We start from the raw sequence: 13,323 nt of genomic DNA on the forward strand, positions 1-13,323 counted from the left end.
TACCATTTTATCACTTCCAAATATTAACTTGTCAATTCAATGTGGATATCCGTAAAAAAACTCTCTACAAAAAGAGAGCTTTTACATTGCTATTATTTTGTATACCAACCTAGACCTAGTGCTCCCTCTCCTAAATGCGTTCCAATTACAGCACCAAAATAACTGATGCGAATTGTAACATGAGGGTATTTTTCCGCTAATTCTTGCTGCCATTCTTTCGCTTCCTCTTCACGATTTGCATGAATGATAACAGCTTCCATTGGCATACCTTTACTCGCTTGCTCATCAAAGATTTCAACGATACGCTTTAGCGCCTTTTTGCGCGTGCGAATTTTTTCAAACGGAATGATAACTTTATCTCTAAAGTATAAAACCGGCTTTACTTGTAATAAGCTACCGATAAATGCTTGTGCGCTATTTAAGCGACCACCACGCTGCAAATGATGCAAGTCATCCACAACAAAATAAGCATCTATAGTTTGTTTCATTTCATCAAATCTAGCTAAAATTTCTGCTGGCATCTTTCCTTCGCTTGCCATTTTTGCACCTTCACGCACATAAAACCCTTGTACTTCACAACTAATTTCAGAATCATACGTATATACGTCTATTCCCTCGACCATTTGCCCAGCTGTCGTTGCTGTTTGATATGTGCCACTAATCCCGCTTGAAAGATGGATACTAATAACCGCATCGTATTCTTTTGATAATTCTTCAAATAGCTCCACAAATTTTCCAATTGCTGGTTGAGAAGTTTTTGGAAGTTCTTCATGTTCACGTACTTTTACATAAAAATCATCCGCTGTAATTTCTGCTTCTTCTTGGGAAGAATTCGCCCCAAAAATTACATCTAATGGGATCATATGTATATTGAGTTCTTCACGAATATGCTTCGGTATATATGCTGTACTATCCGTAACAATAGCTGTTCTCATTTTCGTACCTGCCTTATAAAAAAGTTTTTATTTCCTAATTTTACACGAAAATTGGAAAAGGTGCATTAGTGTATGAAAAATGCTGATTTAAGATTATAATCAACACTAGGGAAATTTACAACAAAAACATTAAATTTATAATAGAATTTGCCACCTTGCTATAAAAAATGTTTGAATCTGAAAACTCCCCATTTTACAATAAAGAGTACTAGTAATTTTGAAAGGTAGGAGCGTATACTATTGCTATTACAATATTTAACAATCAAAGGATACGGTGAACACGAAATTGTCATTCAAAAATCACGTTTCATTTGCTATATAAGCCGAGCGAAAACAGAAAAAGAAGCACAGGAATTTATTCAAAAAATAAAAAAACAACACTGGAACGCGACGCATAACTGTTCAGCCTATTTAATCGGGGAACAAGATCAAATTCAAAAGGCAAATGACGATGGTGAACCAAGCGGTACAGCTGGTGTGCCTATGCTAGAAGTATTGAAAAAACGTGGATTGAAAGATACTGTCGTTGTCGTCACACGATATTTTGGTGGCATTAAACTTGGTGCTGGTGGTTTAATTCGTGCATATGGAAAATGTACAAGTGAAGGACTTAACCATGTAGGTGTTGTTGAACGAAAATTAATGCGGGTTATGAAGACAGAAGTTGAATATACACTACTTGGGAAAATTGAAAATGAATTACGCCACTCGAAATATGTGATTAAAGAGATACATTACCTAGAAAATGTGACATTTGACACTTATGTGGAAGAAGATCAAAAACAAACTTTCACAAATTGGATGATTGAATTAACAAATGGGCAATGTACAATACAAGAGGATGACATGCTCTATTTAGAGCATGACGTTGTTCAACAATAACATATTGATTAAAGGGAGATTATGTATGGAAGAGCGTTATCATCATCTCCAGAAGAGAAGAATTAAAAAAAAGCGCAGACGTAGATTTTTCATCTATCTCATTATTATAGGCCTAATTAGTAGTGTAGGACTTTATGTATTTAATTCTTATTCGTCACTTATGGAGATGTATAGTGGTTTTACTCGCGATAAATCAAAATTACGTGCGGTAAATGTAGAAATTACAAAAGAACCTTTCAGCGTCCTGATTATGGGGATTGAAGATTATGCAACAGATGGACAAAATGGACGAACAGATTCTCTTATGTTCGCAACAATTAATCCAAAAACACAAAATGTTTCAATTATGAGTATTCCACGTGACTCACGTGTTACAATTGCTGGAAAAAATAAAAAAGATAAAATTAACGCCGCACATGCTTATGGTGGAGAAAAAATGGCATTAGAAACCGTAGAAGGTTTTTTAGGCGTGCCTGTTGACCATTATGTTAAAATTGATTTCAAAGGCTTTAAAGGAATTGTTGATGCTGTTGGCGGTATTACAGTCGATGTTCCGTTCGATTTCGAGGAACGATCTGATATAGATTACTACAAGCTAATTCAATTTAAAAAAGGAAAACAAGAATTAAATGGTGAAGAAGCGCTCGCTTATGTCCGAATGCGGAAACAAGATCCGAACGGAGACCACGGCCGTGCTGATAGACAGCGCCAAGTACTTGCTGCGGTTGCTAGTAAGCTAAATTCCACTTCCACCGTCTTTAAGATTAAAGAATTAGCAGAGGTTGTTGGAAAATATATAAAAACTGATATACCTGTATCTGACGGCCTTGCCCTATACACTAAGTTATCTGGATTCGATCCATCTAACATACAGACGATTCAATTAAAAGGTGAAGATAAAAAACTAAACGATATTTATTACTTTATTCCAGATGAAGTAGGCTTACAAGATGTTCGTAATACAATTTTAGCAAACTTGGGTAAAGAAAAAATAAACACGAATTCAACAACCAATAATGATTCTGGTTCTAGTTCTAGTTCTAATTCTGGTTCTAATACAAATTCATCAAATTCCTCTACTAAGACGAAAACAGAGGAACCTCCATCTACGAATGCGAATGCGGAATGGTTAATGCGCAATCATCAGTAGAGCATAAAAAAAGAGACTTTTCCTATACTAATAAAAATAGGAAAAGTCTCTTTTTACTTACTTTTGATTAAAGTATTGTAAAATCGCTTCTACAATACGCTCTGAAGCAAGGCCATCACCGTAAGGATTAGACGCTTGTGCCATTTTATTATGTGCTTCTTCGTTAGATAACAAGTCATCCGCAAGCGTGAAAATCGTCTCTTCATCTGTACCCGCTAATTTTAATGTACCTGCTTCAATGCCTTCTGGACGTTCTGTCGTATCACGAAGAACAAGAACCGGCACCCCAAGGGAAGGCGCTTCCTCTTGCACACCACCAGAGTCTGTTAATATTAAGTATGAACGTGCTGCAACGTTATGGAAATCAATTACATCTAGTGGTTCAATTAAGTGAATACGATTATGATCTCCCAAAATATCATTCGCTGTTTCACGCACAACAGGGTTCATATGTACTGGATATACAACTTGTACATCTTCATACTTGTCAACAAGGCGTTTAATTGCACGGAACATATTACGCATTGGTTCCCCTAAATTTTCACGACGATGCGCTGTCATAAGTACAAGTCGGTCATTTCCAAGCTTCTCAAGTACTGGATGACTATATTCTTCTTTTACTGTCGTTTTTAGCGCATCAATTGCTGTATTTCCTGTTACGAAAATACGTGCTTCATCTTTATTCTCTTGTTGCAAGTTCGTTGCTGATTTTGCTGTAGGAGAGAAATGAAGATCTGCCATTACACCTGTTAATTGACGGTTCATTTCTTCCGGGTATGGAGAATATTTATCCCATGTGCGAAGTCCAGCTTCAACATGACCGATTGGAATTTGATTATAGAAAGCAGCAAGACTTGCAATAAAAGTAGTTGTTGTATCACCATGTACAAGAACGATATGCGGCTTTGCTTCCTTCATTACTTTATCTAAACCCTCTAAACCACGTGTTGTAATATCAATTAATGTTTGACGGTCTTTCATGATATTTAAATCAAAATCTGGTTTAATACCGAAAATATCCAATACTTGATCTAGCATTTGGCGATGTTGCGCTGTCACTGTCACAATTGATTCAATTTGCTCAGGATGTTTTTGCAATTCTAATACAAGAGGTGCCATTTTAATCGCTTCCGGACGTGTTCCAAAAATTGTCATCACTTTTAAACGTTTAGTCATTTCACTGCCTCTTTTCTTTCACTAATTACAATCTACGAAAAGCTAACATAAAATCTCTCCTTTTGAGTGGGAGAGCGCGTCCAGCTATGCATAGAAACGGTCAAATCTTCTTTTAGCTCCACGCCAAGTAAAACAAAAGGAGAAAACGAGCGAAGATCTCCTTTTATTTTCATAGCCGCTATTTGGATACAGCTTCTCAACATGGATTTATATAGTATTGTTACACCCACCATTATATAGGAGAGTATACAAGGACAAAAGAGAACCTTCTTAATAGACCGTAGAAACTTTCCTATTACAAATACTTTTTCTGCCAACAGAATAGTAATCCATTCTATGCTTTTCAACATCTTTCCCAGTATAACAATTTCTACCATCAAATAAAATAGGTTCACGCATAAGCTTCACATACTTCTCTAATGGATACGTTCGTATGCATTCCCATTCGGTTACAATAAACGCTGCATCTCCTTCTGTAATTGCCTCATCTAAATTGGTTGTATATTTTATTTCGTCTCCAAACAACTGTTGTACATGCAATAGAGCTTGCGGGTCATATACAATTACATTTGCTTCCATCTCTAATAACTCTTTTATAATGAGAAGAGACGGCGCTTCCCTAATATCATCTGTATTTGGCTTAAAGGCCACTCCTAATACTGCAACCTTCTTTCCCCTCATGTTCATTACACTTCTAGCTTTCCGAACAAGCAACATCTGTTGATTATTATTCACTTCAATTACCGCTTTGAGTAGCCTAAAATCATGCGCAACATTACCTGCGATTTGAACAAGAGCATCCGTATCTTTTGGGAAACATGAACCTCCATAACCGATACCTGCCTGTAAGAAATGTGGACCGATTCGTCGATCTATTCCCATGCCACCTGCTACTTCTAACACATCTGCGCCCACTTTTTCACATATATTAGAAATTTCATTGATGAAGCTAATTTTCGTAGCTAAAAAAGCATTGGAGGCATATTTAATCATCTCAGCACTGCGGGTATCTGTAACAAACGTTTCCATTCGTAGCTTGCTGTATAACCCCTCTACTTTCTGTGCGATTTCTTCTGTTTCGGCTCCTATGACAATACGATCACCATGGAAAAAGTCATGTATACCCGATCCTTCACGTAAAAACTCTGGATTGGATACCATATGTATGATATGCCGTCCTTGTAACTTCTCCTGAATCCATTCCTTCATTTGATCGTTCGTACCTACAGGAACCGTACTTTTGGTAACCACAATTACATCTGAATTTGCATATATCCCAATTTCATAACAACTATTACGAATATATGTTAAATCTGCCGTCCCATCCGGTAAAGAAGGTGTTCCCACTGCTACAAATATAAAATCTACATGTTTAAATGCCTCTGCTTGACTTGATGTAAATACTAGTCTTTTTTCTTGGACAGCTGCATTGACTAATTGTCCTAAACCTGGTTCATAAATTGGCATTTCCCCTTGCTTCATTCGTGCTATTTTTCCTTGATCTATATCAAAACAAGTAACTGAATGACCTAATGTGGCTAATCCTACTCCAGTAATTAATCCAACATATCCAGTACCTATCACTGTAATTTTCATTAGATGTTCCGCACACACTACCTAACATTATATTTTAGGTATTTTTGTGCTTCCCCCTTTCATACGAAGAATGAATATAGGACAATCCCTTTAAGAGTTTCTTTTCCTCTGTATTAAGACATGGAATATACAGAAGAGATAACATGCCATCTCTCACCCCTTATTATATGAGCCGTCTTCTCTTTCATTTTTTAAGATTTTGTAAAATACCATCATTACATTTGAACATATTTGTTTACAAACTGTTCCATTATCAACACATTGAACAGTTCCATATTTTAACACGAAACGTACATGTTTGAACGTGCAACACTTATAGTAAAGAGATTCATTATCGGCCACATCGTATCGTATGTAAATGTTATAAGCTATACTAAATGATACGATATATTGTAACCTTCTTGTGGGACATTATATTTATCATAAATTTGTCATATTTTTATCTGTTTCCAATTACGTTGAACGAGAAAAAAGATTGAATTCTAATCTTTTTGTGATACCATATGTTATGAGCCTGCAAATAAACATCTTAATTTTCAGATAATTATCGAAAAACTACGTTAAAATATAAAAGGTGGGGTATTAATGGACTCACAAGTGATTTATGCAGTTTTGGCATCTTTCATTACCGTATTAGTCGTTACTCCTTTCGTCATCAAATTAGCATTTAAGATCGGAGCAACTGATAGGCCAAACGCACGTAAAGTACACCAAAAAATTATGCCTCGCCTAGGTGGACTGGCAATTTTCATTGGTGTAGCTGTAGGATTCATTGTTAGTGGATTATATGAACAAAGAATGCTATCCATTAGTTTAGGGGCTGTCATCATTGTCATTATCGGTATTTTAGATGACATGTATGAATTATCGGCAAAAGTAAAGTTCGGTGGACAACTAGTAGTTGCCGCATTCATCGTAAAAAGTGGATTATTAGTTCAGGTGTTATACATTCCATTCCTAGGAGATACTGAGCTTGGTCTACTTGCATATCCAATTACAATATTCTGGATTGTCGGTATTACAAACGCCATTAACTTAATTGATGGATTAGATGGATTATCCGCTGGTATTTCATCCATCGTTCTTGCAACGTTAGCATATATGGCCTTTACTAGTCCGATTGGTACTGGTGCTGTCATTATTCTACCATTAGCACTTATTGCACTTGCAAGTACACTTGGGTTTTTATTCTATAACTTCCATCCAGCAAAAATTTTCATGGGAGATACAGGTGCACTGTTTTTAGGATACTGTATTTCTGTTATATCCTTACTTGGATTGTACAAAAGCGTAACGTTATTCAGCTTCGTTGTTCCAATTATTATTTTAGGTGTACCAGTGTTCGATACAACCTTTGCAATTATTCGACGTGTTGTAAACAAAAAGCCAATTTCTGCACCAGATAAATCACATTTACATCATCGGCTGTTAGCAATGGGCTTCTCTCATCGTACAACGGTACTTATCATTTATGCATTCGGCATTTTCTTTAGCGTAAATGCAATTATATTCACTAGCGCAACATTATGGTTATCCATTATCCTTCTGTTCGCTTTAATCTTCTTTACTGAACTCATAGCAGAAGTAATTGGTCTTGTGCACGAGCGTTATAAACCAATTATTTCCTTCTATAAAAAAGTGAAAAAACGCGAAGACTAATTATAGTATTGTCTTTACTAGCAAAGAATATTCAAATAGCACTCTTTCTTTTTAAGAAAGAGTGCTATTTTTATTTCCAAAATATAGTTTGTTTGAGAGTTCTTCTATTGGAGAAAGATATACATATAAAGGGAATCATGAGAATATAATCTTAATTCCTTCTTCATGACTGTTAGATTGAGGGTGAGTATAATGATAAAGCAAATGTTTCTATGTATTATTATATTTTTGAGTATTACTACATGTTCGATATCTTATACTGAAGCAGCCGCTAACTCCCCACTTATACATCAATCTCCGGCTCAGGACACGGCTCTTCCGTCCAAAATTGCATACTTAACATTTGATGATGGGCCAAACAAGTACACATCACAAATTTTAAACATCTTAAAACAAAAACAAGGAAAAGCAACCTTCTTTGTAATTGGTAGCAAGGCTTCACATTACCCCCAAATAATGAAACGTTTCATACAAGAAGGTCATTATATCGGTCTTCATAGCATGTCCCATGACGTAAAACGTCTATATACTGGTGATCCATCCACTTTAATTACTGAAATGGAACAGACCCGCTCAATTGTCCGTCGCACCGCAAACTTGGATACACACCTTGTTCGCGTTCCATATGGTAGTATGCCTTATTTAAAAAAGAATTATCGTGATGCGCTTGTTTCTGCTCAGTACAAAATGTGGGATTGGACAATCGATACATATGACTGGAAAAGTTATCATAATCCTTCGGCTGTACTAGAGCGTGTTATGAACCAAAACGATGAACAAGTTGAAGTTATTTTAATGCATGATTCTAGCGTTACCGTACAAATTCTTCCAAAGGTAATTGATTACCTCAAAGCAAAAGGGTACACACTTCTTCCTTATAATCCTTCCTCACATTTAGAAGTTAACTTTTGGAAGGACACAAGATTGTAACAGCTTTAGTATATATACTAGGGCTGTTTCGTCTTTTTCTCTTCCCACACTTCCTATTTTTGTGTAAAATTTTAAATAGTGACGAAGTTTCGAGGTGAAGAAAAATGAAACGAATGGACCTCATTTATAATGTAATAAAGAAGGGGAATTACTCAGAAGGTGTAACAGCATCTGAACTCGCTACCTTTCTACAGCTAGACCGTGCAAATGTAAGCAGCGATTTAAATAAACTGGTGAAAGAGGGTCGTTTATCTAAAACAGGGACACGCCCTGTCCGTTTTTATTTAGGAGTTAACTCTCATATGGAAACGCATTCAGAGAATGACACTTCACTCGATACCTTTGCAAAAGAGAACACAAGCCTCAAAATTGCGATTGAAAAAGCAAAGGCCGCTGTACTCTATCCGCCAAATGGTATGCATACATTACTACTTGGAGAAACAGGTGTCGGGAAATCTATGTTTGCCTCTTTAATGCATGAATACGCAATTGAAGTTAATCGGCTCCCAAAAGATGCACCGTTTATCGTCTTTAACTGTGCGGACTACGCAAATAATCCACAGCTCTTACTTGGGCAGCTTTTCGGGATAAAGAGAGGTGCTTACACTGGTGCAAGTGACCAAAAGGGATTAATTGAAAAAGCTCATGAAGGCATTCTCTTTCTAGATGAAATACACCGCCTTCCGCCAGAAGGACAAGAAATGCTATTCACATTTATTGACCGGGGTGTGTATCGTCGCCTTGGAGAAACAGAGAACGAGCGCCGAGCACAAGTATTAATTATTACCGCAACAACTGAAGAACCAAACTCGTTTTTACTGAAAACATTTACACGGCGAATTCCAATGACCGTAACGCTTCCACCACTTCGTGAACGAACACATCAGGAGCGCTTTTCACTATTGCAGCTCTTTTTTACAAATGAAGCGATTCGCCTACGAAAAGAAATTCATGTCAGCCCAAATACAATGCGCGCATTCGTCTTTTATCAATGTCCAAACAATATCGGACAATTAAAAACCGATGTACAAATCGCCTGCGCAAAAGCCTATTCTGATTTCGTAACAAAAAAGAGAGATTCTGTACGTGTTTCTAGCACTGACTTACCATGGTACATGAAAGAAGGCTTATTTATCGAAAGAAAAAGTCGCCATCTGTATCAAGTACCAAACGAAACTTTTGTGTTTACGAGTGACGAAGGATGGAGTAGACATAAAACAGAAGATACACGCTCTTCCATTTATGATTACATCGATCATAAATATGAAGAACTCCAAGCACGCGGGATTGAAGAAAAAGAATTAGAATTATTAATAGACAATGATATCCAAAGCTTTTTCGTTCATTATTTTAATCAAGTGTCCAAAAAGACAAATCATGAAAACGTCTTTAAAATCGTCGATCGTAATATTGTTTCTGTTTGCGAAAAAATCGCTGAACTAGCAGAAAAACATTTATCTAAGACATTCGATGAAAAAGTCTTTCTCGCTTTAAGTTTACATGTACAGACAACTTTACAACGTTTACAAGGCGGGAAACAAATTCATCACCCACAGCTGAATCAAATTCGTACGAAATATAAAGAAGCTTTCTCCGTTGCCATGCAATGTATCCAGCTGTTAGAAGAAGAATTACAAATAACGATGCCGATTGATGAAGCTGGATTCTTAACGATGTTTTTTGTTGTTGATCCCATCCCAGCTTCCCAAACAGAAGTAAAAGTATTAATTTTGGCTCATGGCAATGGTATCGCAACAGAAATGGCAAATGTATCCAATGAACTTCTCGGTATCGATGAAGTAACAGGAATTGATATGCCCCTTCATGAATCGCCGAAAGATTTCTTAGAACGAGTAAAAATGTACATGAAAACACTAGGACATATAAATGGACTTCTCTTACTTGTCGATATGGGGTCACTTGCTTATATCGGAGATATACTAGAGACGGAATTCCATATCCCTGTACGCGTTCTCTCGATGACAAGTACGCCGCACGTACTCGAAGCAGCGCGAAAAGCCCAGCTCGGTTACTCATTAGATACGTTATATGAAACCGTGAAAAATTTAACACCGTTTTACTTGAACGTACAAGAAGAAAAGAAAAAGCCACTCGCTCCAATGAAATCAGTCATTTTAACAGCTTGTTTAACAGGAGAAGGAAGCGCACTGGCCATTCAAAAAATGCTTGAAAACTATTTGCGATTCGATAAGGATTTAATAGAAATTATTCCGATTAGTATCGTTCATGAAAAAGATTTAACAAAAATGATCGAAAATATAAAGAAAGAACGCAATATGATTTGTATTGTTACAAACTTTGATGTACAAGTACCATGTTTAACTTATCATTTCCAAGATATTATAAACTACAAAGCCATTCAACCGATTCAAGAATTAATTACGTATGAAGAAACATATGCAAAAATGGCTGATATTCTCGGGCAACAAATGCAACGCGAAGATGGAGCACTGATGATTAAAACAATACGGTACGCGCTCAATACAATTCAAGAGCTCATCTCTTTACAGTTAAACCCTGATAGTTTAATGGGAGTTATTTTGCATATGAGCTGTATGATTGATCGGCTGCAAAAGGGAGAAAAACTCCTCCCTTACCCTGACAAAGAAGCACGTAGACAAGATGAATACTGGATGTATATGAAAGTAAAAAAAACGCTGCAACCGATTGAAAATACGTTTGACGTACAAATTCCAGATGATGAAGTATTTTATGTAATGGACTTCTTCATAAAGAATCAACCAGAAAAAAAAGAATAAAGTAAATATGCCCATGAATGTTAACATTCATGGGCATATTTACTTAACGGCTTATCGATCGGCTATACCCCTTTATCTTTCCACGTATTTCTCCTCTTGCATATGCTCTTGTATGAACATTTACATATGCATTCATTTCTTCAATTGCCTGCACAAGATTTTCGAACGTCTTCCCTTGCAAAGGCCCTTCTAGATCTTCAGTGGACACCATACCTGTTATCGTTCCTTCATTTACACTAATTCCATGCTTCACAGGTCCATATAAAAACATTACCACTGGTCCTGTCTGATTCCCTTTGCCTAAGTGAATTTGGCAAGATGTTATCTTCTCAATATTCTTCAATATGATCCTATAATGTAGTTTTGTAAAATTGCTATTGAAAATAAGTTCAGCTACCCCATAAGCCTTTGTTTCTACAGGAGGTAATTCATTACCACCTTTTAGCTTAGCAACAAAATGTTTTGTCATACGAGCAACATTCTCCTTATATAAATTTCAATTTGAATAGCTGGCATCTCTTTAACTAATTTATTGCTGGGACACGATTAATTATGACTTTTTCAGAGGCGCTTTTTCATGAGGATTATTCCACTCAAGAAATCTTTACAAAAACATTACATCATAGCCATTCCCTTTGCTTAGGTCCTCCTTGTATAATGCACATAGACTTGAAATTTCTTTAGGAGGCCACCTTGAAAACGATAATAGAAATCTTTCTCGTATCACTTAAACTAGGTCTTACCTCTTTCGGAGGTCCTGTAGCTCATCTTGGGTACTTCCATCACGAATACGTACAAAAGCGAAAATGGATGGATGAGCGAAGCTATGGCGATTTAGTAGCACTCTGTCAATTCCTTCCTGGCCCTGCAAGCAGTCAAGTTGGAATTGGCATCGGTTTATCACGCGGAGGACTCCTTGGAGCTATAGCCGCTTGGACTGGATTTACACTCCCATCCGTTCTTGTACTTGTCTTTTTTGCTTCACTGCTCCAGCAATTTCATGTGACGGATGCTGGCTGGATTCATGGTTTAAAGCTTGTAGCAGTAGCAATTGTCGCCCATGCAATATGGGGAATGGCTCAGAAATTAACACCGGATCGAAACCGAGCAACCATTGCAATCATCACTGCTGCAATCGCATTATTATTTCCAAGTACATGGACACAAGTTGCACTTATTCTACTTGCTGGTTTTATCGGTTGGCTCTTATATCGTAAGTATGAAGTTCCACCTGCTAGCAAAATACATATTCCTATTTCACGTATAACAGCCATCTTGTGCCTTTTACTATTCCTTAGTTTATTATTCTTGTTACCAATCTTACGACCATTTTCACACTGGATTGCCATGTTTGATAGTTTCTATCGCTCCGGCTCACTCGTGTTTGGCGGGGGACATGTCGTTCTTCCTCTTCTTGAAAATGAATTTGTACTAAATGGCATGATGACAAAAGAACAGTTTCTAGCAGGATACGGTCTAACACAAGCCGTTCCAGGTCCTCTTTTTACATTTGCATCTTACATAGGAGCTGTGCTGGATGGAACGCTAGGAGCCATTCTTGCAACAATTGCTATCTTTCTTCCTGCATTCTTGCTTGTCATTGGTGTACTGCCATTTTGGGATCAAGTTAGAAGCTTGTCTTATGTACAAGGCGCACTCCTTGGTATTAATGCTGCTGTTGTTGGCATTTTACTAGCTGCTTTTTACAATCCAATTTGGACAAGCTCCATCATAAGTACGCCTGACTTTGTCATCGCCTCTCTCCTATTTTGTCTATTAGCATTTTGGAAAGCACCACCATGGATCATAGTTGTTCTTGGCGCCGTTAGTGGCTATATTCTTTCTATTATCTAGCCATACAAAAAGACGGTCTTAATTGAAATGAACCCAAAAAGTTAGACAGAAAAATTAAGCGGCTGATTGGATATGAGTCCGGTATTGTACTGGACTCATTCCATTTAACTTTACTTTAATTCTTTTGTGGTTGTAATAATGAATATAATCCTCTAATTCTACCTTAAAATGTTCCATACTTTCAAATTCTTTAAGGTAGAGTAATTCAGACTTTAATAAGCCAAAGAAATTTTCTATGACTGCATTGTCCAAACAGTTTCCCTTACGGGACATACTTTGGATAACCTTGTATTTTTTTAGTGCTTGTTGGTATTTCTTCATTTGATAATGCCATCCTTGATCTGAGTGAAGAATAGGAGTT

At 36.9% G+C, this 13,323-nt stretch carries 11 protein-coding genes; 6 read left to right on the forward strand and 5 right to left on the reverse strand.

Going from position 1 to position 13,323, the window contains the following annotated elements; genetic code table 11:
- Positions 1–92 precede the first annotated feature (92 nt).
- A complete protein-coding gene (locus BLV40_RS21765; RefSeq protein WP_026594035.1) occupies positions 93–935 on the reverse strand; it encodes a DegV family protein in 843 nt (280 codons plus the stop codon).
- Between the two features lie 240 nt (positions 936–1,175).
- Here BLV40_RS21765 and BLV40_RS21770 point away from each other — a divergent pair, with 240 nt between their 5' ends.
- Both BLV40_RS21770 and BLV40_RS21775 read left to right on the forward strand, forming a co-directional pair.
- Positions 1,176–1,817, forward strand: a complete 642-nt coding sequence (locus BLV40_RS21770; protein ID WP_026594034.1) for a YigZ family protein — start codon at positions 1,176–1,178, stop codon at positions 1,815–1,817.
- A gap of 25 nt (positions 1,818–1,842) precedes the next feature.
- Positions 1,843–2,967 (forward strand): LCP family protein, encoded by a 1,125-nt coding sequence (locus BLV40_RS21775; protein ID WP_090693817.1) that lies wholly within the window; start codon positions 1,843–1,845, stop codon positions 2,965–2,967.
- Between the two features lie 57 nt (positions 2,968–3,024).
- Here the strand turns inward: BLV40_RS21775 and wecB are convergent, their stop codons facing one another.
- On the reverse strand, positions 3,025–4,143 hold the full coding sequence (gene wecB, locus BLV40_RS21780; RefSeq protein ID WP_026594032.1) for a non-hydrolyzing UDP-N-acetylglucosamine 2-epimerase: 1,119 nt from the start codon (positions 4,141–4,143) through the stop codon (positions 3,025–3,027).
- Positions 4,144–4,413: 270 nt separating this feature from the next.
- On the reverse strand, positions 4,414–5,739 hold the full coding sequence (locus tag BLV40_RS21785) for a UDP-glucose dehydrogenase family protein (protein ID WP_090693832.1): 1,326 nt from the start codon (positions 5,737–5,739) through the stop codon (positions 4,414–4,416).
- A gap of 585 nt (positions 5,740–6,324) precedes the next feature.
- Between BLV40_RS21785 and BLV40_RS21790 the strand changes: the two genes are divergently transcribed.
- The 3 genes from BLV40_RS21790 to BLV40_RS21800 all read left to right on the forward strand — a co-directional run bounded on the left by BLV40_RS21790 (position 6,325) and on the right by BLV40_RS21800 (position 11,108).
- Positions 6,325–7,398, forward strand: a complete 1,074-nt coding sequence (locus tag BLV40_RS21790) for a glycosyltransferase family 4 protein (RefSeq protein ID WP_090693820.1) — start codon at positions 6,325–6,327, stop codon at positions 7,396–7,398.
- A 192-nt stretch (positions 7,399–7,590) separates the two neighbouring features.
- Positions 7,591–8,328 carry a polysaccharide deacetylase family protein gene (locus BLV40_RS21795; RefSeq protein WP_026594029.1) on the forward strand — a complete coding sequence of 246 codons (738 nt, stop codon included), beginning with the start codon at positions 7,591–7,593 and terminating at the stop codon, positions 8,326–8,328.
- A gap of 104 nt (positions 8,329–8,432) precedes the next feature.
- Positions 8,433–11,108, forward strand: a complete 2,676-nt coding sequence (locus BLV40_RS21800) for a sigma-54-dependent transcriptional regulator (RefSeq protein WP_090693823.1) — start codon at positions 8,433–8,435, stop codon at positions 11,106–11,108.
- A gap of 43 nt (positions 11,109–11,151) precedes the next feature.
- Here the strand turns inward: BLV40_RS21800 and BLV40_RS21805 are convergent, their stop codons facing one another.
- A complete protein-coding gene (locus BLV40_RS21805) occupies positions 11,152–11,577 on the reverse strand; it encodes a CHRD domain-containing protein (RefSeq protein WP_026594027.1) in 426 nt (141 codons plus the stop codon).
- A 224-nt stretch (positions 11,578–11,801) separates the two neighbouring features.
- Here BLV40_RS21805 and BLV40_RS21810 point away from each other — a divergent pair, with 224 nt between their 5' ends.
- Positions 11,802–12,962 carry a chromate transporter gene (locus BLV40_RS21810; protein WP_090693827.1) on the forward strand — a complete coding sequence of 387 codons (1,161 nt, stop codon included), beginning with the start codon at positions 11,802–11,804 and terminating at the stop codon, positions 12,960–12,962.
- A 54-nt stretch (positions 12,963–13,016) separates the two neighbouring features.
- On the opposite strand, the gene BLV40_RS21815 is transcribed toward BLV40_RS21810, so the two are convergent.
- Positions 13,017–13,323 (reverse strand): IS3 family transposase (locus tag BLV40_RS21815; RefSeq protein WP_139265524.1); only part of this gene is annotated, 307 nt, incomplete at its 5' end.

This window comes from Bacillus sp. 166amftsu (assembly GCF_900107445.1).
In the GTDB taxonomy this organism is placed as follows: domain Bacteria; phylum Bacillota; class Bacilli; order Bacillales; family Bacillaceae_G; genus Bacillus_A; species Bacillus_A arachidis.

Bases quoted from the DNA above. Each gene is read 5' to 3' on its own strand.
- BLV40_RS21800 (WP_090693823.1), top strand. From the start codon at position 8,433: ATGAAACGAATGGACCTCATTTATAATGTAATAAAGAAGGGGAATTAC.
- BLV40_RS21765 (WP_026594035.1), bottom strand. From the start codon at position 935: ATGAGAACAGCTATTGTTACGGATAGTACAGCATATATACCGAAGCAT.
- BLV40_RS21785 (WP_090693832.1), bottom strand. From the start codon at position 5,739: ATGAAAATTACAGTGATAGGTACTGGATATGTTGGATTAATTACTGGA.
- wecB (WP_026594032.1), bottom strand. From the start codon at position 4,143: ATGACTAAACGTTTAAAAGTGATGACAATTTTTGGAACACGTCCGGAA.
- BLV40_RS21775 (WP_090693817.1), top strand. From the start codon at position 1,843: ATGGAAGAGCGTTATCATCATCTCCAGAAGAGAAGAATTAAAAAAAAG.
- BLV40_RS21790 (WP_090693820.1), top strand. From the start codon at position 6,325: ATGGACTCACAAGTGATTTATGCAGTTTTGGCATCTTTCATTACCGTA.
- BLV40_RS21805 (WP_026594027.1), bottom strand. From the start codon at position 11,577: ATGACAAAACATTTTGTTGCTAAGCTAAAAGGTGGTAATGAATTACCT.
- BLV40_RS21795 (WP_026594029.1), top strand. From the start codon at position 7,591: ATGATAAAGCAAATGTTTCTATGTATTATTATATTTTTGAGTATTACT.